A 20,515-nucleotide genomic window follows, 5' to 3' on the forward strand; every position below is an offset into this window, starting at 1 on the left:
TCGATTAGTTAATTATTCTTTTTCTTTCTTCGGTTTAAGCGCCAGCTTAATATGAAGCTGCTCCAATTGTGAACCATCTACTGGCGAAGGTGCATCCATAAGTAGATCTGTTGCACTTGCCGTTTTCGGGAATGCGATGGTTTCACGCAGATTTGTACGACCGGACAGCAGCATAACTAGACGATCTAAACCGAAAGCGATACCACCGTGTGGAGGTGTACCATATTCGAACGCATCCATCAGGTAGCCGAACTTCTCATAAGCAACCTCTTTCGTAAATCCAAGGGCTTCGAACATCTTCTCCTGTACTTCGCGTTTGTAAATCCGCATGGAGCCTCCGCCTACTTCATAACCGTTCAGAACGATGTCATAAGCTTGTGCACGGATCGCACCTGGATCTGTGTCAAATAGATGCAGATCCTCTTCACGTGGACGAGTGAACGGATGGTGTTCTGCTACATAACGTTTCTGATCTTCGTCATATCCAAGGAGTGGGAAGTCTGTAACCCAAGCGAACTTGAACACGTTATCGTCAATCAGACCGAGCTGACGTCCAATTTTAACACGAAGGGCGCCTAGAACGTCTGCTACAACCTTTTTATTATCAGCGGAGAAGAGGAGAAGGTCGCCTTCTTCAGCGCCTGTACGTTCCTTCACAGCCGCAATTTCTTCTTCGGAGAAGAATTTCACAATCGGCCCTTTGAATTCGCCGTCTTTCACTTGAATCCATGCCAAGCCTTTCGCGCCATAGCGAGCAGCATAAGGTCCGAGGTCATCGATTTCTTTACGAGTCCAAGTGCCACAGCCTTTAGCATTTAGACATTTCACTTCGCCGCCTTTTTCGATTACAGAAGCGAATACCTTAACTCCACTAGTAGCAACAATATCGTTCATTTCTACAAGCTCTAATCCAAAACGCAGATCAGGTTTGTCAGAACCGTATTTGCCCATAGCATCAGCATAAGTCAACCGTTGGAACGGAAGCTCAATATCTGCTCCTACAGTTTCCTTGAACAGACGCTGCATCAGCTTCTCCATCATACCAAGCAATTCATCTTGTGACAGGAATGAAGTCTCAATGTCGACTTGAGTGAATTCAGGCTGACGGTCAGCACGCAAATCTTCATCACGGAAACAACGAGCAATTTGGTAATAACGCTCAACGCCGCCGACCATCAACAATTGCTTGTAGATTTGTGGAGATTGCGGCAATGCGAAGAATTCGCCTTCATGCACACGGCTTGGTACCAGATAATCACGCGCGCCTTCCGGTGAGCTCTTAGTTAGGATCGGTGTTTCTACGTCGATGAATCCTTCACTGTCAAGGAAATCACGGAAAATCTTAGAAGCTTTCGAGCGAAGCAGCAAGGTTCTTTGCATCTCCGGACGACGAAGGTCCAAATAGCGATATTTGAGACGCAGAGACTCGTCTACTTCCACACCATCTTCGATAAAGAACGGAGGTGTCTTAGCTGCGTTCAGCACTTCAATGTCCGTAATTTGCACTTCAATTTCACCTGTTGGCAGGTTGCGGTTAATGGTTTCCTCATCACGTTTAACAACCTTACCTTTAACAGCCAGGACGTATTCACTACGAACCTTATCAGCAATTTGTAAGGCTTCGCCAGAGTAGTCTGGGTTAAATACAACTTGTACAATACCGCTTCTGTCACGCAGATCAATAAATAGTACGCCCCCAAGGTCACGGCGAGTCTGCACCCATCCGTTCAAGGTTACCGTCTGTCCAATATGTTCTGGTGTTAATTGTCCACACTGATGACTTCTTTGCATAATTTATCATTCCCCTTCATGGTTAAAAATACATTTTTAATCTTTCTCTATACAGTCACCATAAGACGTTAGTCAGATGGTCTAAACTAGTGCCTGACCCAGCTCATCCAGCTTCACGGTGCGTTGCTCCCCTGTATTCATCGACTTCACGGTAATTACACCATTCTTCAGCTCATCTTCGCCAAGAATCGCAGTATAACGTGCCGACATACGGTCTGCGGATTTCATCTGTGCCTTCATTTTCCGGCCCAGGTAGTCACGTTCTGCTGAGAACCCTTGGCTGCGCAGAATATATAGCTGCTTGGAGATTTCGATATCAGCTTCTTCACCGAGAGCTACGAAGTACACATCCAGTGGCTTCGCCGTCTCCAGCTCTACCTTCTGATCCTCCAAAATGAGGAGAATTCGTTCAAGTCCAATCCCAAAGCCAATACCCGGTTGATCCGGTCCACCAATTTCTTCAACCAAACCGTTGTAACGGCCTCCGCCGCCCACGGTATCAATCGTACCAATACCTGCTGCTTTATATTCAAACGCTGTATGCGTGTAATAATCCAGTCCTCTTACAAGGCGAGGGTTAATGGTGAATTCCACACCCATGATATCAAGGTGCATCTTCACCTTTTCAAAATGAGTCGTGCACTCTTCGTCCAGACTATCCAAAATGGAAGGCGCATCTGTAAATTTATCTTGATCTACCTTACAATCCAGCACGCGAAGCGGATTACGCTCAATACGACGCTGACAGTCACTGCAAAGGGTATCCTTCATTGGTCTTAAGAAGCCCAATAGCTTCTCCCGATAAGCTGCACGGCTAGGTGCGTTACCGACAGAATTGATTTCCACTCTTACATCCTTAAGGCCAAGATCCTTATAGAATTGATAGCCTAAGGAGACTACTTCCGCATCAATAGCCGGATCCACAGCTCCAAAAGCCTCAATACCAAACTGATGGAATTGACGATATCTACCTGCCTGTGGACGCTCATAACGGAACATAGGTCCGATATAATACAGCTTACTTACATCAGGTTCACCGTAAAGCTTGTTCTGAACATAAGCTCTAACGACACCAGCCGTTCCTTCTGGACGCAGCGCCAGATCACGATCGCCTTTATCCTTGAACGTGTACATCTCGCCTTCTACAATATCCGTTGTTTCGCCTACTCCACGCTCGAATAACCCCGTATTCTCGAACATCGGTGTACGGATTTCACGGTAATTGAAACGACGGCATAAATCTCTAGCCTTCCCCTCAATATACTGCCATTTCTCCACAGCTCCCGGAAGCACATCCTGCGTTCCTGTAGGTTTCTCGAATCTTTCTTTAGCCACAGTCTATCCCTCCTAAAAAATACCCCTCTAAATCTGCTCTCTTCATCACTTCATCATGCTAAACAAAACAAAAAATCCCCCGCCCTGTTTATAAAAAACAGGGACGAGGGATTATCATAACCAATAATACACCCGTGGTACCACCCACATTCCGGATCAGAACCATTCTGAATCCGCTCAAAGCGGTTAACGCCCGCCTACGCATAACGGCTACTGATAGCGGCAATATGCATTGCCCACTTTCGCCGTACGTTCTCGGGGAGGTCATTCATTCGCTCATCAACAGAATCCTTGCAGCCAAGCAGAAACGATAGATCATCCATTGTACTGGATATCATCTGAATCTACAGGGGATTCCTCTCTGGAGTTGTGGGTCCTCGAATTACTTGTTCCCGTCATCAAAACCATATGATAAAATCGTATATTTTTAAATTCTACTGAACTACTGCGCTAAAGTCAAGGCAGGAAATGCGAAGCTGAATAAAAAATTCGACAACTTTCAACTTTTGACCTTTAACTTCAACCGTTACAAAAAAAATGACCTGCAGCCAAATGCTGCAGGTCCATCATCATATATTATTAAAAAGGGGGTCATGCCTTTATTATAAACACGCTATATTAAGGAAACATGTATGTAATATTACGATTATATTACATTCATGAAAGCGGTTTATTTTAATAGATTGTTGTTAATCGAATTGCTCTACAAATGCTCCTTTGCCCCGAAGGGTTTCCACAACCTCATTATAATTCTCTTCTGCAACACTTAGGTCCATCACATAACGAAGTTCACTTAAATCCCCATCCTCGAGCTCTCCATCTGCTACATCCGCACTAACCTGGTCTTCATCCACGCTAGAATGGGTCTTAGGCTCATCACGCGTTTCGGAGGCGGCAACACCAGGGGCCAACATAGCTCCAGCTGCCGGAGTGCTACCCGTTCCAAGCGTCCCTACTGTACCTGCGGCTAACGTCGTATTACTAAACGGGGCTATCGGAAACAGAATTCTGCGATCTTCCCCAATGGGGTCCGTGAGTGGCCATACCTCCAAGCCATCTACCTTGTAACTAATCAATGCTATTTTAGCACCTTCTGCTTCATTTTCCGTTCTAAAATATGCTTGGATTTTTCTGGTCATTACCATTACCTCCTTTAGATTATAAGACTCAATGTTATAAATTGCTATTGCAGGACCTTCAATATTTCACGAACGAAGGCAGGCTCATCTTTCGGGGTACGCGAAGTAATGTAATTACGATCAACTACCACTTCTTCATCTTTAAACTCCGCACCAGCGTTCACAACATCATCTTTCAACGGAGGATAACAGGTGATGGTACGTCCTTTAAGCAAGTCTGCACTGATCAGAATTTGGGGTCCGTGGCAAATAGAAGCGATAGGCTTACCAGCTTCGTTTGCTTCTTTCACAAACTTCAAAATATCTGCATTTTGCCGTAAATTTTCTGGGGAAGAACCACCAGGAATTACTATCGCGTCATAATTACCTGCTTGAACGTCAGCTATGGCTTTATCGACTGCGTAGGAGACTTCCTTCTTTTTGCCTAGTAAGGTCTCACCCTTCTTTAAACCAATAATGTCAGCTTGATGTCCTGCCTTTATAACTTCATCATAAGGGACCTTCATCTCAGAATCTTCAAAATCATTAGCTAGTAAAAATGCAACATTACTCATGTGATAAGTTCTCCTCTCTGCTTGTGCAAATGAATAGGTACTTATTGATCTTTCTTGTCGTCTATTACCCTTATCACAATGATTTCTAACCTCTAATCAGAAAATATCCCCGGTTAACCGCATCAAAAAGCCGCCTCCACCACCCCTTTCAGGTACGCGGTAAGAGATTACGGCTTCTTCCTTTGATCACTTGAGATTCAATTTCATCTTCCGTCTTTTTGGCTAATGCATAGGCTTCTACAGGACTCCCTGTCGCTAGTGCCGGGATACTTCTCCATACCCATGCCTTCTGTGAATGTCTCATTGCTAAGCTCCTTGCATCGTGCGGGATAACTGTCTACCTTTAGTTTATCCAGCACGAAGAGGCTCTATCCGCGCAAGATTCTACTTACAACACAACAGAAACAAGCAGACTTTTACGCGCAGGATACTTGTAGCCATCAGAAGAAGGAGGCTTACTGGAATTTCGGCAAATACGTTTGAGCTGGTGTTTGCTTTTAAATTCCCAATTGGATCGCTTTTGTTGCGCGCAAAATGTAGAATAGGCGTATCAATACAACAATAGCGAGGTGGAAAGGATTAACAGCATGGATAAAAGAGTGCTTATCGTAGACGATGAATGCTCTATCGTGAAAGCGATCGCCTATGCACTGCGGCGGGAAGGCTTTCAGGTCGAAACGGCCGCTGACGGCGAAGCCGCGCTTAGGCTCGTCGAATCGTTCCAACCGCAAGTGTTCGTACTGGACGTTATGATGCCAGGGCTGTCTGGTTATGATGTGTGCCGTCGGCTGGAGAACCGGAGAGGGATTGGCATCCTATTGCTCACGGTCAAGAACGACATTGTAGACAAAGTACTAGGCCTAGAGCTGGGTGCAGATGATTATATGACCAAGCCGTTCGATATTCGGGAGCTCGTCGCCCGAGTTAGAGCGCTGCACCGTCGAGTCGAGAAAAGTGCGGAACACGCTCCCTCCGACAGTTCAATTATGATTGGTGCGGTGACAGTAAACCCGTCACATCGTGACGTACAGGTGGCCGGTGAGAAGGTGGGGCTGACGCCCAAAGAATTCGAGCTGCTACACCTGCTCGTCCTCCATTCGGAACGGGTATACACGCGCGAGGAACTACTAGATCTTGTCTGGGGGCTCGACTATGACGGGGGTACGCGCACTGTCGACATTCATATACAGCGAATCCGCAGTAAGCTGGGCGACGAAGGTCAACGTCTGCTCCAGACCGTATACGGAGTAGGTTACAAGGCCACCCGGGAGTACTTATGAGGGTGAGCTTACGATGGAAGTTCTCCCTGCTGCTCGCCGGCCTGTTGTTGTTCACGGTGAGCGTGCTTAGTGTGCTAGTACTACGCAGTATCCGTCACAACCAACGTACTGGACTGGAGCGTGAAATGGCGGAGATGACGAACCGCGCCGAATTGACGGTGAAGATGAGCTACTTGTCCGGGGAACAGGTCAGCTTGAAGGCATTCATGAAGTATCGTGGCATGGATCTCTCCAATCGTTTGGGGCAATCCAACGGACTGCACGTCCGACTGTACGATGAGACCGGTGTCGAGATCGGGAATTCGCTGCCTCTCGTTCCTTCCCCCACTATGCCGGATGCGCTGCAGTATGCACTCCAGGGCAAGGTTGCTTATTCGGACGTCCAGGACGTGCTATATTATTTCACACCCATCATGTTCGAGGAACAACTGATCGCTGTAGCCGAATTCCAGAGACCCGTGGGCGAGCTGCACGCCTTTTACCGGCAGACAAGAACAATGTTCCTCCTATCCGGGTCAACCGTTCTGCTCGCCAGCTTCCTGCTCGGCTTCCTCTATGTCTACCGACAATCCAAAGCTATAACTCTGCTCAAGCAGACAGCGAACAACATTGAAGCAGGAGCGTATATTGATCATGCACCACTAGTCCGTAAGGATGAACTTGGCGAACTAAGCGAGGGCATTTATAGCATGAGCCGTGAGATCGAATCGAGTATGAAGAAGTTAGAAACGGAGAAAGCGAAGCTATCGCTTGTCGTAGACAAGCTACAAGTATTGGAGCAGCAACAGAAGCAATTCATTAACAATATTAGTCATGAACTTAAGACACCTCTCACTTCTATCACTGCATATGCCGATCTACTGGAACTGTACCCAGATGATCCTTTACTGTTTCAGCAAGCGATGGAAAGCATTCGCAAGGAATCGTCTAGACTGCACAAGCTAGTGGAAAACGCGCTGCGCCTTGCCTCACTGGAGAAGTACGAATTCGAATATCAGGCTGAAGCCGTGTCACTTGATATCGTGCTGGACGAGCTCGTCTCTCTTATGAAAGGCAAGGCTGACAAATTCGGACTAACCTTTCAGCTTCACACAGTACCTGCCACCATATGGGCGGAACGCGAGAGTTTAATACACATCTTCGTTAATTTACTGGACAACGCGATCAAATACAACCTCCCCGGTGGAAGCGTCAATATTCGATTGTATACCGAACAGAATCACGCAAAGGTAGAAATTATTGATACGGGAATTGGCATTCCTTTCGAATCCCAGGAGCGAATCTTTGAACCCTTCTACACCGCGAACAAGGCGCGTTCAAAAGAAACGAAAGGAAGCGGCTTGGGACTTGCTCTCGTTCAGCAATGGTTGGAGAAGCAAAGAGGAATCATACAATTGAAACGGTCAGACTCCACTGGAAGCGTGTTTGAAGTACAGTTTCCCCTCTATCATCATGATTCTGTATAAGTCCCAACTCCTCTCTTCTCCAAGTCTCGATCCGTTTACAACTTGGAAACAATTCGAAATATTGTGGAGACATCCTGTTGGTACACTCTTATCAGATTTATAACACAGCTTAGAAGGAGATACATCATTCATGAAGATGAAACAAGTTGGGATCGTATTACTAGCGGTTGGGATCGCAGGCTGCAGCAGCACAACACAGAGTAACGGCGGTGGAGCAACTAATAGCCCACCAGTTACCGTCATCGACAAGAACAAGCCAGAGAAGCCTGATTCGCAAACCGATAAACCAATCACCATGGATCAACTCGAGCGACTTGACGGCCTGTATGCGCAAGATTGGCTGAACGAGAACGAATTGTTAATTGCCCAGACGAATCCGGACGCGAAGAAGATTGATTCCGACTCTGGTCCAATGAAGCCTGCCCAGCTGTACATTTACAATTTGAAAACGAAGCAGGTCAAGGCGCTGAAACCGAGCGAAGACCGCGTGCATGAGAGTCCGATTGTCTCGCCGGACGGCCAATATGTCTTTTTCCATGAAAACACCTCGTTCATGATGGACGGGGGTCGCGGTGTCCTTGTGCATTTGCCAACCGGAACTAGCCGAATAATCACGGATAAGGATAAGGGCGGACAGGAATGGGGCCAGTGGACAGACTCCAGCCATCTGATCGTCGGCAACGGTAAAGGTGCTATTCTGCAGGTTGGGACAGTTAGTAAAGACGAGGTATTGCTTAGCAAAGATAAAAACGTCATGTTCGATTATGTAGCGAAGACCGGGAATACGCTCTTCTACGTCAACCCTAATCCCGATAACACACTGTCGGCCTACAATCTGGAGACGAAGAAAGAGACGATCGTGGACAAATCTGTCTGGAGAATGTCACTGTCCCCTGACGGCAATCAGTTAGCCATGCTGAAGAGTACGGGGGATACGGAACGCACGCTGTTCCTCATGAACTCGAACGACACCTCGAAGCGGACTAAGCTCGCCGTGACGACTCAGATGTACGCTTTCGATTGGTCCCCAGATAGCTCGTACTTGTCGTTCGCCGTGTATAACAAGGACAGGGACGGCATGAACGGTGTCTACGTTGCGAATGCGAAGACCGGCAAGATCGAGCAACTTGGCGATTTCCAGGATGTCGCAACCGTCGCCTGGAGCCCTTCGGGCAAGCAACTAATGGTCTCGACGAGCACATTTGTGGATAATAAGCCCAAACTCACGACTTATCGGCTAGTGTTGAAGTGATTAACAAGATTAATATGTTGATTACACCAACGGAGAACGAATATTACAATAACAAAAAAGCGTCCAACATATTAGTCAAGACTAATATGTTGGACGCTTTTTAAATTTGAAATTTGTTAAGGTCTTGATAAATAGGAAGCAATCTTCGACATTTTTTTCATTAACTGCGGCTATCTAAAATGAGAGTAACCGGGCCCCAATTGGTCAGCGACACATCCATCATCGCTCCAAAAACCCCCGTCTCCACTTGAAGGCCGCCAGCTCTAAGCTCTTGGTTAAAGTAATCATAAAGTCGCTCGGCCTCCGCAGGAGCTGCTGCTCCCATGAAATTCGGCCGTCTCCCCTTACGACAATCCCCGTATAAAGTAAACTGGGATACTGAAAGAATCGCTCCCTCAGTCTCTGTGACACTGTAGTTCATTTTACCAGCATCATCTTCAAAAATTCGCAATCCTGCTATTTTATCCGCCAAATATTTGGCATCCTTTTCTGTATCCTCATGCGTAACGCCAACTAGCAGCATTAAGCCTTTGCCAATTTCTCCGGTCACTGCCTTATCCACGGTTACTTTGGCGTCCTTACAACGCTGTACTACAACTCTCATCGTACTACTCCGCTCCTTGCCCTATTGCATGATCCGATTCACTGTATATACATCCTTGACTCGTTTCACTTTATCTACAACGGATTGCAGATGTTCCGTGTTACGAATGAGAATGGTCATATGAATCATTGCCATTTTATTCTTGTCAGAACGCCCAGTGACCGCAGAAATGTTCGTTTTACTCTCGGAAACTGCCTGCAGCACTTCATTGAGCAGTCCATTACGATCATGACCTGTAATCTCAATATCCACACTGTAGTTTGCTTCCATCGTACCTTCCCATTCCACTTCAATCACCCTTGCTGCTTCTTCTCCGTCACCTTCACCCGGAATATTAGGACAATCCTGGCGATGTACAGATACTCCCCGGCCCCGTGTAACATACCCTACAATGTCGTCACCCGGTACCGGATTACAACATCGTGCAAAACGGACAAGTAAATTTTCAATTCCCTTTACACTAACACCATTGGTCGGTTGATTACGTTTTTCGCCGGAAGACTTGATCTCCTTCATCTCTGAAGTAAGCTCTAAATGATTAGCAGCTTCTTCCTGCTCTTTGCGCAGCTTTTCCGTCAAACGGGAAGCAATCTGCGAAGCGGTAATCCCACCAAATCCAACGGCAGACAGCATATCCTCAACATCGTTAAAAGCAAATTTCTTCGCTGCTTCTAAAAGCTTATCATCAGAAATCCACTCAGAAACCTCGACATTCAGACGCTTCAGCTCACGTTCAATCGCTTCGCGACCTTTTTCGACATTTTCCTCACGTTTTTCTTTTTTGAACCATTGCTTAATTTTGCTTCGCGCATGTGAGGATTGAGCAATCTTGAGCCAGTCGCGGCTTGGACCGTACGAATGCTTCGATGTCAGTATCTCTACAATATCGCCCGTCTTCAACTTGTGATCTAACGGTACGATCCGCCCGTTCACCTTAGAACCAATCGTACGATTACCCACTTCCGTATGAATACGGAATGCGAAATCAAGTGGTACAGAACCCGCAGGAAGCTCAATAACCTCGCCTTTAGGCGTAAACACGAACACAAGATCCGAGAAAAAGTCCATTTTGAGTGATTTTACGAACTCTTCGGCATCCTTGGCCTCATGCTGAAGCTCCAATATTTCGCGAAAAAAAGGCATCCGATTCTCAGGATTCACATTATTGCTGGTTCCTTCTTTGTATGCCCAGTGTGCTGCTATCCCGAATTCAGCCGTGCGATGCATTTCCCAAGTGCGAATTTGCACTTCGGTTGGCTCTCCGCCAGGACCTACCACTGTAGTATGCAAAGATTGATACATATTGGCTTTGGGCATAGCTATATAATCTTTAAATCGACCTGGCATTGGCTTCCAAAGGGTATGAATAATTCCGAGGGTTGCATAACAATCCTTGATATTATCCACAATGATACGGATGGCCAGCAGGTCATAGATCTCATTAAACTGTTTGTTTTTCGTACTCATTTTGTTATAGACACTGTAGATATGCTTCGGACGACCTGAAAGATCACCTTCAATGCCCATTTCATCCAGCTTGGCACGAATACGGCCAATTACGCTGTCGATAAATTGCTCACGTTCAGCCCGCTTCTTATGCACTAGATTAGCAATGCGATAATACTGCTGCGGATTCAAGTAACGAAGCGCAATATCCTCCATCTCCCACTTAATCGCGGAAATCCCCAAACGATCAGCTACAGGACAGAAAATCTCCAGCGTTTCGTAAGAAATACGTCGCTGGCTCTCTTCAGATTGATACTTTAACGTACGCATATTATGCAGACGATCCGCTAGTTTGATAACGATGACCCGGATATCCTGCGCCATCGCAATAAACATCTTACGGTAATTCTCGTTCTGCTGCTCTTCCTTTGAGCGAAAACGGATGCGTTCCAGCTTAGTTAAGCCATCGACAAGCATCGCGCAGGTATCGCCAAATTTCGCGCGGATTTGTTCCAATGAGACCGTCGTATCTTCCACAACATCATGCAAAAGCGCCGCAACAATAGATATAACATCCATTTGCATATTGACGACAATATCTGCCACCGCCAGCGGATGCAGAATGTATGGCTCCCCCGACTTGCGGATCTGCCCGTGATGAGCCTGATCGGCAAATTCATAAGCTTCCCGGATGCGGAGAAGATCTTTATCTTTTATATAGGCGCCAGCCTTATCAATTAATCGCTCTATGCCCATTCTCGTCGTATCCGTTTCCTTTCTATAATAAAATGAACCCGCAATCATTCTGAAATCTGCAGGTTCCAATCATTTCGCAAGCAACTTACGCTCTTGTTCAAAGTTGTCTATAATTATGACGCTTACGAGGGATTACGTCAACACTTGCCATCTCATGGTATTCAAGAAGTAAAAGTTATGAAAATCGGACAAATTAATAACACTTGTGAAAATGTTGTTGTAAAAATGTCCAGTTCTATTTAATCTAGTAAAGGCGGATTTTCGCTGGACAACATCATATCCATTAAGAAAGAGGAGTGAACTCCATTGCAACGCGAAATTCAAGTTAATGAAAAACTTCCATGGGGCCCCGGTTTTCTATTAAGCCTACAGCATTTGTTCGCCATGTTTGGCAGTACAGTGCTAGTACCTAACTTGTTCGGGGTTGACCCTGGCATGATTTTGCTGATGAACGGTATCGGCACACTGCTATACATTTGGATTTGCCGTGGTAAAATACCTGCCTACCTTGGCTCCAGCTTTGCATTTATCGCACCCGTATTATCAGTGCTTGCTGATCATAAAGATAATCATATGAAAGGGTACTCGCTTGCTTTGGGCGCTTTCATCATCACAGGTGTTATCTTTGTGCTCGTTGCTTTGATCATCCGTTATGCAGGAACAAAATGGATCGATGTTGTCTTCCCTCCAGCAGTAATGGGAGCTATCGTAGCAACGATCGGACTTGAACTTGTGCCTGTTGCCGCGCGAATGGCAGGACTTATTGCCCCTGAAGGTGTTGCAGTTGCAGACTGGACTCCAGATGGCAAAGCAATCACACTTTCTATGGTGACACTGGGCGTAACCGTAATTGGAGCTGTACTCTTCCGCGGTTTCCCAAAAATCATTCACATCCTCATCGGTATCGTAACTGGTTATGGCTTAGCTTATATTATGAAAATGGTGGATACTGCTGCAATATCTAATGCGAATTTTTTAGCTCACCCTACCATTGTTACTCCATCCTTCGATTGGAATGTAATCCTGACTATCATCCCAGTATCGCTAGTAGTAATCGTTGAACATATTGGACACTTACTTGTAACCAGCAATATTGTTGGCAGAGATCTGGCTAAAGACCCTGGACTTGACCGCTCCCTGATGGGTAACGGGATATCTACAATTATCTCCGGTTTTATCGGTTCTACTCCAAATACAACCTACGGTGAGAATATCGGGGTTATGGCATTAACTAAAGTTTATTCTGTATATGTGATCGGTGGCGCAGCAGTGATTGCGATTCTGCTATCGTTCTCCGGAACTTTCTCCTCCGTTATCGCTAACATCCCAACACCTGTAATGGGTGGTGTATCACTACTGTTGTTCGGTGTAATTGCCGCATCCGGTCTGCGAATCTTCGTAGAGCAAAAAGTTGATTTTTCCAAAGCTACTAACATGATTATGGCTACGTTGGTGCTTGTTGTCGGAATTAGTGGTACAACCCTTACTATGGGTAGCGTAAAACTCAGTGGTATGGCTCTAGCTACGATTGTTGGTATCGTTCTAGCCCTATTCTTCAAACTCATTGAAGTTCTTGGACTGTCTAATGAAGGTGGAGAAAGCGATAAAGCTGCTCACTAATTTATTTATGAATTAATAATTCAAAAAGACTGCTCCAGATCCATTTTATGGATTGGGCAGTCTTTTTTCGTATCTCTTTTGACCAAAAAATCGAAAAACAGCAACCCTCCGCTAGTAGTAACAGAGAATTGCTGTTGTTTGCACTTTTCCACATTATTCGATACATAAATCCCGATTTATTTCCCGGGAAAAGACAAGTTTATCGCATTAATCTTCGTAATCAACTAATGTAATAACTTCAATTCCAGAAAGCTTATTACGTCCAGCAAGCTCAACCAATTCAATCAAAAACGCTGCGCCTACCACTTTACCACCAAGCTGCTCCACAAGGTTAACCGAAGTAGCTATAGTACCTCCTGTTGCTAACAAATCATCAGCAATCAATACATTTTGTCCAGGCTTAATGGCATCCGTGTGAACAGCAAGTGTGTCTTTACCATATTCAAGATCATATCCAACCTCGATAGTCTCATACGGCAGTTTACCACTCTTACGAATCGGCACAAAGCCTACACCCAATGCATAAGCAAGAGGTGCACCAACTACAAAACCACGTGCTTCCGGTCCAGCGATCACATCGATTTCTAAGTGGGATACAAGAGCTTTCAAGGCATCAATCGCTTGGCGATATGCATCACCGTCTTTTAACAAGGTGGTGATATCTTTAAAACTAATACCTTCTTTTGGGAAATCAGGAATCACGCGAATACTATCTTTAAAATCCAAATTTTTCATCTCCTAAAAGTTTTGTTAGCATATGCTACTTTGAGTTCGTTTCGGCAAAACTTGCTTCGTAAGCGTCTGCTTTGTTTTGTTAGCATATGCTACTTTGAGTCCGTTTCGGCAAAACTTGCTTCGTAAGCGTCTGCTTTGTTTTGTTAGCATATGCTACATTGTGTTCGGTTCGACAAAACTTACTTCGTAAGCGTCTGCTTTGTTTTGTTAGCATATGCTACTTTGAGTCCGGTTCGACAAAACTTACTTCGTAAGCATCTGCTTTGTTTTGTTAGCATATGCTACTTTGAGTCCGTTTCGGCAAAACTTGCTTCGTAAGCGTCTGCTTTGTTTTGTTTAGTCTTTATGATACGCCTAAACGGCGTGATAACATCCAATCCTGCAGTTCAGACAAGCTACCTTCCATGAAGTACTGCTCCATTTCCGCCATCTGGCCCAGTCTGACAAAATGTCTTGATGCTGTAAGGCTTTTAGCTGTAGGCTGCGTAATAAAGGTCACACTTCCTTGACTTCTTTCGATAAAATCCAGCTCCTCGAACACATCTAGCATATTACTAAGCATTCGAATACTTAATGAGGATTGTCGACTTAGCCGCAGCAGCACTTCATGTTCTGGCGTTGCAACAGCAGTGATCGAAGCCAGCAGTTTATAGAGTATTTTAAAATGATCCCGTGTCGGAATGATAAGTCGTTCTCGGCCATCCTTTATAGAATGCAATAACGCAATATTATCAGCATTAGGAAAAGCCTTCAGTAACGCGTCTAGTTGTTCAGGAGTCTCCGGCATATCCAGTAGACATAACAGTGAGACATGCCCTGACTCCTGAATCGAATCATCCTTAATAGCGGCGCTAATGCCAGCTTCTTTATCATATACCCAGAAGGACATTCCTATCAATTCAGTCTGTGAAGACATACGTCCACTCTGAAACACTGCTGCAGCACGATATGGGCCAGCACCACTATAGGGAAGCAGCAGCTCTCTAATATGTGCAGCCTGCCGTACAGCGTCAGCAGCACCACGAAGATCAAATAATTGAGCATCCTGAACTGATAAATCCTGTAGCATCAACTGTGGTTTCCTCGAACCATTCCATTCGTTGATCGACAGTTCAGCCAGCACATTGATCGGGGTGCCCACAGGGAGCAGCTTAGCCAAATCCCCTTTACCAAAAGCCAAGGCTTCGATCGTACTCTTACCCTGTTGCAAGACGATCTTCAAGTGTTTTCCGTCTTGCCCCATGGTGCGTGTCTCTTTCACTGTAGCCCCGCGAATGATGAACTTTGGCAATGGATTCGACATCCCGAAAGGTGCAAGCCTTTCCAATTCAAGCGCGGTCTGTAGGGACAAATCGGAAATCGACACTTCTGCATCAGCAGAAGTAACAGGAACGAAATGCTCCGGTGTTAACACAGTAGCAGCGTATTCATTTAATGCCGCAGCGAAGGCTTCTAAGCTGTCCCGATGCAGACTCATTCCCGCAGCTGCTGGATGACCACCGAAATGATCCATTAAGTTAGAACAAGAGGATAAGGCCGCATATATATCAAGTCCAGGAATAGAGCGGGCAGAACCTTTGCACATGCCGGTCTCCGGATGAATATCCAGAATAATTACAGGTCGATAGTAACGCTCCAGCAGTTTGGAAGCCACTATGCCTACCACACCCACATTCCAGCCTTGTTCAGCAAGGACTATGATGTCTGGTATTTCTCCACCGTGAGTCATCTGCTCCAGTTTTGCAGTGGCCTCCACTACAATTCTTTCTACGACCAATTGGCGTTCTTTATTAAGCAGATCAAGCTCCCCAGCCAGTTGCTCTGCCTCATCAGTATGCTCGGTTGTAAGCAACGCCACTGCCCGTCCAGCATGATCCAGACGACCACTCGCATTGATACGAGGCGCCATTCCAAAAGCGATATTTACCGCGCTCACAGTACTCATGGTTACGCCGCTAACATCGAGTAAGGCACGAATACCTGGGAATCGAGATTTTCGCATACTCACCAAGCCGTTTCGAACAATCTCACGATTCTCACCCAGCAGCGGCATTAAATCCGCTACAGTACCGATAGCAGCTATCTCTGCCCATTCTTCGGGAGTTTCCTCCCCTAGCATAGCCTGGGCGAGCTTATAAGCTACACCTACACCTGCCAATCCTTTGAACGGGTAGGGGCAGTCGGGCAGCTTCGGATTAATCAACGTATAAGCCTCTGGGAGAAGCTCTGGTGGCTCATGGTGATCCGTAACAATCACATCAATCCCGAGTTCATTAGCGTAAGCAATCTGATGATAGGCGCTAATGCCAGTATCTACAGTAATGATCAAGGATACACCCTGCTGTAAAGCCCAATCCAAAGCATGATTATGCAGCCCATAGCCCTCATTAGAACGGTGCGGGATATAAATATCAAAGGAAGCGCCTAAGTAACGCAGCAAATGAATCATTAATGCTGTACTGGACACACCATCGGCGTCGTAATCACCGTAAATCAGAATATGTTCTTCTTCTTTTAAAGCCTTTCTAATTCTGGGAACCGCTTCGGCCATTCCTTTTAGAAGGAACGGATCATGCGGAGCTTCCACACCGCCATCCATGAACGATAGAGCCTCATGTGGCGTATCAATTCCTCTAGTCACTAATAGTGAGGATAAGAGCGGAGAAATAGAAAGGCTCCGGGCCATATCCCTTACGACGTCGGGATCGGCTGCCGGAGATTGCCATCTTGTTTTTGAATAAAGCAATAGCGCTCACCTTTCTCTCACCTTGCGAACTACTGAAGCAGCGTCGGAATATCATTATCCACCAATTCATAATTACTTTTGTATGGATAGCCAGGATCATAAGGAACTACGTCCATATGTACCTCACCAACATGAACAAACCTGTGCTGCAGCAACTTTCTTGCACATTCCGAAATATCCTGTGCTTCCATCACCGTAATACGCGGATTTACACTGATCTTCACTTGCAGATTCACATAATTCCCTTGCTCAAGTGCCTTCAAATGTTCTACACGAATAACACCATGAACACGTTGTACGGTTTCAATAAAATTAGCTGCCTCCTCAGAAGGTAGCTCCTGCGCATTCTTAACACTAACAGTATTAACAATGAGCAAATAACCTTTACGTAGAATTAAGCATCCTGTTAAAAGTGCGGCAATAGGGTCCATATAGAGTAGAGGATGCCAATAGGTCCCCCCCATTGATAACGATATCCCAACTAATACTGTGATAGAAGTATACAAACTGAAACGATGACTATTGGCATAAGCAGCATGACTGCCATCACCTATTTTTTTAAAGTACCGATATTGATATTGAAATACAGCTTCTTTAAGTACAATAGATAACAAGACAGTTACAAGTGCAAGTTCTCCGCGGGTGGATGACTGTCCCTCGGTTAAGTCACGGATTGCAGAGAAGGCGATCTGCAGCCCCCCCATAAGAATTAGTACCGAAAAAAGTATAGCCAAAAGCGGCTCCTTATTCCCTCGGCGCTCTTCTATCCGCTGCTTGCTCTTTGTGCTTTGTTCAGAGCGCCATGGGAGAATATCCGCCAATTTAGCTGCAGCATCTGCTCCAGAATATAATGCATCGCCCATTAAAGCCTTGCTACCTGAAATATAGCCAAAACTCCCCTTAGCTACTGCCAAAGTAACATCGCTGATGATCCCTGTCCAAGCAACCGTTTTGCTTTGCGGTGATCGTTCTTTATTCATACGAGGCCCCCCTTACCACTAGCAAGTAATCTCATGATGATACAATACACATGACATACTACCCCAAAGATTTCGAAAGCCGCGTCGCATTTGACGCGGCTTTCTTAAATTATAAAGTTGATGTTTTTTTCATTCAAGTGTAGCCATGTTATTTCTCTTGAGACATTAACCCTTCGCTGGGCTGCTCTTTACCTTAGTCTTCTCACGCTTCTTAAGCAGTAGCCAGATCGGACTTGCAATAAAGATAGAGGAGTACGCTCCGAATAGCAATCCGATAACCATCGCAAGCGAGAACATCTTGATGGACTCGCCTCCAAGAATTAGCAGGAAGAACGCTGCAATAAATACGGTAAATGCTGTGTAGAGAGAACGCATAAGAGTTTGAGCCACACTCTTATTCACAAGCTCTTTTAAATCTTCATAGGTTCTTTGTTTACCAAAACGTAAATTCTCACGGATACGGTCAAAGATAACGATCGTATCATTGATGGAATAACCGATAATCGTAAGCACCGCGATAATAAACGTCAAATCCACTTCCAAACGGAAGATGGAGAAGATTGCAACGACCATAAAGGCATCATGGATCAGTGAAACAATAGCTGCCAAGGCAAACCGCCATTCAAAACGAATACTTACATAAATGATAATCCCTAGACAAGAAATGAGAACCGCATAAATCGCATTGCGTGCAAGTTCTTTAGACATTTCAGTATCCACGGTGTTAATCTCAAACGATGCCTTATCGTCCAGCTTCAAGATCTCTGCTTTTAGAGCTTCATCTTGTTGCTCATCGAGCACTTGATCATAACGAACGTTGACCCGTTCACTTCCTAACGTAATGCTTGGCTCACTTGAAATCCCAGTTTTTTCAACTGCTGAATTAACCTCTTCCAATGTCAAATTCTTAGACAGAGAGATATCAACATTAGATCCCGCTTTGAAATCAACGCTGTAATTCAATCCAAAGGTTGCTAGGAAAATCAAACCTGCCACTGTAAGGGCGATGGAAAAAACATAGAAAAATTTACTTAGATGTACGAAATCAAGCTCTTTCTTAAAGCGCACGAATATCACTCTCCTTAACACCGAAACTCTTCGGTTTGTTCAGCTTACCGGCTTTAACAAGCTGGCTAAGCAACCAGTGGGAGAAATAAAGATTCGTGGCGATACTCAGAACGATTTCCACGATCAGCACCAATGCGAAGCCTTTGACTGCACCTGTACCGAAGGCGAACATGACACCTGCCACAATAACAGTTGTGACATTGGAGTCCATTACTGTCCGGAAAGAGGATTTATTACCTGCTTTAACAGAAGAAAGTACACTTTTACCACTGCGCATTTCTTCCCTTATCCGTTCATTTGTAATGATATTGGCATCGACGGCCATCCCTATACCCAGAATAAATGCGGCTATACCAGGCAACGTCAATGTGAAGTCTGCTAAGACAAAGACTACAATTAGCAGCCATGTATGCAAGATCAGTGCAAAACTAGCCAAGAGACCTGGCAAGCGATACATACCGATCATGAAGATAAGAATAATCAAAGAACCCAAAAGACCGGCTTTGATCGTTTGATCAAGCGATTGTTTACCAAGTGTTGCACCCACACTTTGGGAGTACTTCTCAGTAAGCTTCAGTGGCAACGCACCAAGATTAATGGTGTCAGCCAGTTCACGAGCTTCTTTAACTGTATACTGACCGGAAATAGACGCACTACCGTCGGTAAGCACTGCTTGTACCGTAGGGTCAGATAGTTTGTTCTCATCCAAATAAATTGCGAGATTCTTTCCCAAGAGGCGTTTCGTAATCTCTGCAAATTTATCCTTGTCTTTTATTTTGATACTGATGATTGGCTGATTCAGGTTATCTCGTCCAACCTCTGCCGCACCTTCAACAAAATCACTACCTACCAGTTCGATTTTGCTGTAAGTACCTTCAGCGTCACCTTCAGCAGCACTACGGAAAGTCAGAACTGCAGGTTCCTTCATCTTCTTGCGAACCTCGGCTTCATCAGTAACGCCTGCAATTTTCAGACGAATACGGTCAGTACCTTCAGTTGTAACCTCTGGTTCACTGGTTCCGAGCGCATTGGCCCGTTTTTCTAAACTTTCTGCTGTTTTCAACAGTGAAGCTCGGGACAACGCTGCTCCCGCTTCCATAGGCTCAGCATGGTACAAAATCTCAAATCCGCCTTTCAGGTCAAGACCAAGTCTAACCTTGTCCAGCAGTCCAGGAGTAGTAAATGCCATGACGCCTGTCAAAACGAGCACGGTAATAATAAAGCCCATTAGTCTCTTCATGCTCTAGCTAGTTCCCCTTTCATTAACTCAATATTCCTATTATAGCTACACGTGAAATGACCGTCAATTCACAGCATAGACATAGCTATACTCACACAAAGAAACGGCCGCCCCTGCTCATATTAGCAAGACATCCGTTTAGATAGGAGATGTAAAGTTATTATTCTCTTACTTTACTGCTTTATAAGGCTTTTCGCAAAAAAAGAAGCGAGATGTTTATTGTTTAGTTCAACCCCCGATAAGCTGCAAGAGTCAAATAAGTCATGTAACTATTGGCTTTTAAGGAATAAATATCATTTACCAGCTTATGCAAGGGGGGCATTCCATCCTTATCATAATTACGACTGATACAATCCCAAATATCCTTGCTGGTTACATACTCATAGCCGAGGAGCCGGAATTCTTCAGCTTTGCTGCGGCACATGGCTTCGATTTCTTCACTATGTTGATCATGATTCCACTGTTCCGATTCCACGTGATGACACCTCCAAAGATCGCTCGTG

General features: G+C 45.3%; 18 protein-coding genes and 1 pseudogene. 4 read left to right on the forward strand and 15 right to left on the reverse strand.

The window, feature by feature from the left end:
• Positions 1–12: 12 nt before the first annotated feature.
• The 7 genes and pseudogenes from aspS to NYE25_RS31300 all read right to left on the reverse strand — a co-directional run.
• Positions 13–1,791 carry an aspartate--tRNA ligase gene (gene aspS, locus NYE25_RS14595; protein WP_042191089.1) on the reverse strand — a complete coding sequence of 593 codons (1,779 nt, stop codon included), beginning with the start codon at positions 1,789–1,791 and terminating at the stop codon, positions 13–15.
• An 81-nt stretch (positions 1,792–1,872) separates the two neighbouring features.
• A complete protein-coding gene (hisS, locus tag NYE25_RS14600; RefSeq protein WP_341146221.1) occupies positions 1,873–3,126 on the reverse strand; it encodes a histidine--tRNA ligase in 1,254 nt (417 codons plus the stop codon).
• Between the two features lie 197 nt (positions 3,127–3,323).
• Positions 3,324–3,449 carry a hypothetical protein gene (locus NYE25_RS14605; RefSeq protein WP_256990000.1) on the reverse strand — a complete coding sequence of 42 codons (126 nt, stop codon included), beginning with the start codon at positions 3,447–3,449 and terminating at the stop codon, positions 3,324–3,326.
• A 366-nt stretch (positions 3,450–3,815) separates the two neighbouring features.
• The gene (locus NYE25_RS14610) at positions 3,816–4,265 is read right to left on the reverse strand and encodes a hypothetical protein (RefSeq protein ID WP_341146222.1); all 450 of its coding nucleotides are present in this window, start codon (positions 4,263–4,265) and stop codon (positions 3,816–3,818) included.
• A 44-nt stretch (positions 4,266–4,309) separates the two neighbouring features.
• Positions 4,310–4,819, reverse strand: a complete 510-nt coding sequence (locus tag NYE25_RS14615; RefSeq protein ID WP_149647657.1) for a type 1 glutamine amidotransferase domain-containing protein — start codon at positions 4,817–4,819, stop codon at positions 4,310–4,312.
• Positions 4,820–4,967: 148 nt separating this feature from the next.
• Complete coding sequence (locus NYE25_RS14620; RefSeq protein WP_179085778.1) at positions 4,968–5,123, reverse strand: hypothetical protein; 156 nt, start codon at positions 5,121–5,123, stop codon at positions 4,968–4,970.
• Between the two features lie 84 nt (positions 5,124–5,207).
• Positions 5,208–5,300: pseudogene (locus NYE25_RS31300) on the reverse strand (hypothetical protein); the annotation flags it as partial.
• A 106-nt stretch (positions 5,301–5,406) separates the two neighbouring features.
• Here NYE25_RS31300 and NYE25_RS14625 point away from each other — a divergent pair.
• The 3 genes from NYE25_RS14625 (at position 5,407) to NYE25_RS14635 (ending at position 8,817) form a co-directional block, all read left to right on the forward strand.
• Positions 5,407–6,099 (forward strand): response regulator transcription factor, encoded by a 693-nt coding sequence (locus NYE25_RS14625; protein ID WP_341147730.1) that lies wholly within the window; start codon positions 5,407–5,409, stop codon positions 6,097–6,099.
• Between the two features lie 2 nt (positions 6,100–6,101).
• Complete coding sequence (locus NYE25_RS14630; protein ID WP_341146223.1) at positions 6,102–7,565, forward strand: sensor histidine kinase; 1,464 nt, start codon at positions 6,102–6,104, stop codon at positions 7,563–7,565.
• A gap of 130 nt (positions 7,566–7,695) precedes the next feature.
• Positions 7,696–8,817, forward strand: a complete 1,122-nt coding sequence (locus NYE25_RS14635) for a TolB family protein (protein ID WP_341146224.1) — start codon at positions 7,696–7,698, stop codon at positions 8,815–8,817.
• 160 nt (positions 8,818–8,977) lie between these two features.
• Here the strand turns inward: NYE25_RS14635 and dtd are convergent, their stop codons facing one another.
• Both dtd and NYE25_RS14645 read right to left on the reverse strand, forming a co-directional pair.
• Complete coding sequence (dtd, locus tag NYE25_RS14640; RefSeq protein WP_076284841.1) at positions 8,978–9,421, reverse strand: D-aminoacyl-tRNA deacylase; 444 nt, start codon at positions 9,419–9,421, stop codon at positions 8,978–8,980.
• 21 nt (positions 9,422–9,442) lie between these two features.
• Positions 9,443–11,623 carry a RelA/SpoT family protein gene (locus tag NYE25_RS14645; protein WP_149647662.1) on the reverse strand — a complete coding sequence of 727 codons (2,181 nt, stop codon included), beginning with the start codon at positions 11,621–11,623 and terminating at the stop codon, positions 9,443–9,445.
• Between the two features lie 306 nt (positions 11,624–11,929).
• Between NYE25_RS14645 and uraA the strand changes: the two genes are divergently transcribed.
• Entirely contained in the window at positions 11,930–13,243 is a 1,314-nt protein-coding gene (gene uraA / locus NYE25_RS14650) for a uracil permease (RefSeq protein ID WP_341146225.1), read from the forward strand.
• 207 nt (positions 13,244–13,450) lie between these two features.
• Here uraA and NYE25_RS14655 read toward each other — a convergent pair whose 3' ends face one another.
• From NYE25_RS14655 to NYE25_RS14680, 6 genes are all read right to left on the reverse strand, one after another.
• On the reverse strand, positions 13,451–13,969 hold the full coding sequence (locus NYE25_RS14655; RefSeq protein ID WP_042191103.1) for an adenine phosphoribosyltransferase: 519 nt from the start codon (positions 13,967–13,969) through the stop codon (positions 13,451–13,453).
• Positions 13,970–14,321: 352 nt separating this feature from the next.
• Positions 14,322–16,724, reverse strand: coding sequence for a single-stranded-DNA-specific exonuclease RecJ (gene recJ, locus NYE25_RS14660; protein WP_341146226.1), 2,403 nt, complete (start codon positions 16,722–16,724; stop codon positions 14,322–14,324).
• Positions 16,725–16,753: 29 nt separating this feature from the next.
• Positions 16,754–17,704 carry a cation diffusion facilitator family transporter gene (locus NYE25_RS14665; RefSeq protein ID WP_341146227.1) on the reverse strand — a complete coding sequence of 317 codons (951 nt, stop codon included), beginning with the start codon at positions 17,702–17,704 and terminating at the stop codon, positions 16,754–16,756.
• A gap of 165 nt (positions 17,705–17,869) precedes the next feature.
• On the reverse strand, positions 17,870–18,772 hold the full coding sequence (gene secF, locus NYE25_RS14670; protein ID WP_341146228.1) for a protein translocase subunit SecF: 903 nt from the start codon (positions 18,770–18,772) through the stop codon (positions 17,870–17,872).
• On the reverse strand, positions 18,762–20,012 hold the full coding sequence (secD, locus tag NYE25_RS14675; RefSeq protein ID WP_341146229.1) for a protein translocase subunit SecD: 1,251 nt from the start codon (positions 20,010–20,012) through the stop codon (positions 18,762–18,764). The genes secF and secD overlap by 11 nt, the downstream gene beginning before the upstream one ends.
• A gap of 223 nt (positions 20,013–20,235) precedes the next feature.
• Positions 20,236–20,487, reverse strand: coding sequence for a post-transcriptional regulator (locus NYE25_RS14680; RefSeq protein ID WP_042191115.1), 252 nt, complete (start codon positions 20,485–20,487; stop codon positions 20,236–20,238).
• Between the last annotated feature and the right edge of the window lie 28 nt (positions 20,488–20,515).

Source organism: Paenibacillus sp. FSL E2-8871, assembly GCF_038000345.1.
Taxonomy (GTDB): Bacteria; Bacillota; Bacilli; order Paenibacillales; family Paenibacillaceae; genus Paenibacillus_AQ.

What these genes read in the sequence shown, in the direction of transcription:
- aspS (WP_042191089.1), bottom strand. Translation starts at nt 1,791, where the DNA reads ATGCAAAGAAGTCATCAGTGTGGACAATTAACACCAGAACATATTGGA.
- NYE25_RS14605 (WP_256990000.1), bottom strand. Translation starts at nt 3,449, where the DNA reads ATGGATGATCTATCGTTTCTGCTTGGCTGCAAGGATTCTGTTGATGAG.
- NYE25_RS14610 (WP_341146222.1), bottom strand. Translation starts at nt 4,265, where the DNA reads ATGACCAGAAAAATCCAAGCATATTTTAGAACGGAAAATGAAGCAGAA.
- NYE25_RS14615 (WP_149647657.1), bottom strand. Translation starts at nt 4,819, where the DNA reads ATGAGTAATGTTGCATTTTTACTAGCTAATGATTTTGAAGATTCTGAG.
- NYE25_RS14620 (WP_179085778.1), bottom strand. Translation starts at nt 5,123, where the DNA reads ATGAGACATTCACAGAAGGCATGGGTATGGAGAAGTATCCCGGCACTA.
- NYE25_RS14625 (WP_341147730.1), top strand. Translation starts at nt 5,407, where the DNA reads ATGGATAAAAGAGTGCTTATCGTAGACGATGAATGCTCTATCGTGAAA.
- NYE25_RS14635 (WP_341146224.1), top strand. Translation starts at nt 7,696, where the DNA reads ATGAAGATGAAACAAGTTGGGATCGTATTACTAGCGGTTGGGATCGCA.
- dtd (WP_076284841.1), bottom strand. Translation starts at nt 9,421, where the DNA reads ATGAGAGTTGTAGTACAGCGTTGTAAGGACGCCAAAGTAACCGTGGAT.
- NYE25_RS14645 (WP_149647662.1), bottom strand. Translation starts at nt 11,623, where the DNA reads ATGGGCATAGAGCGATTAATTGATAAGGCTGGCGCCTATATAAAAGAT.
- NYE25_RS14665 (WP_341146227.1), bottom strand. Translation starts at nt 17,704, where the DNA reads ATGAATAAAGAACGATCACCGCAAAGCAAAACGGTTGCTTGGACAGGG.
- secD (WP_341146229.1), bottom strand. Translation starts at nt 20,012, where the DNA reads ATGAAGAGACTAATGGGCTTTATTATTACCGTGCTCGTTTTGACAGGC.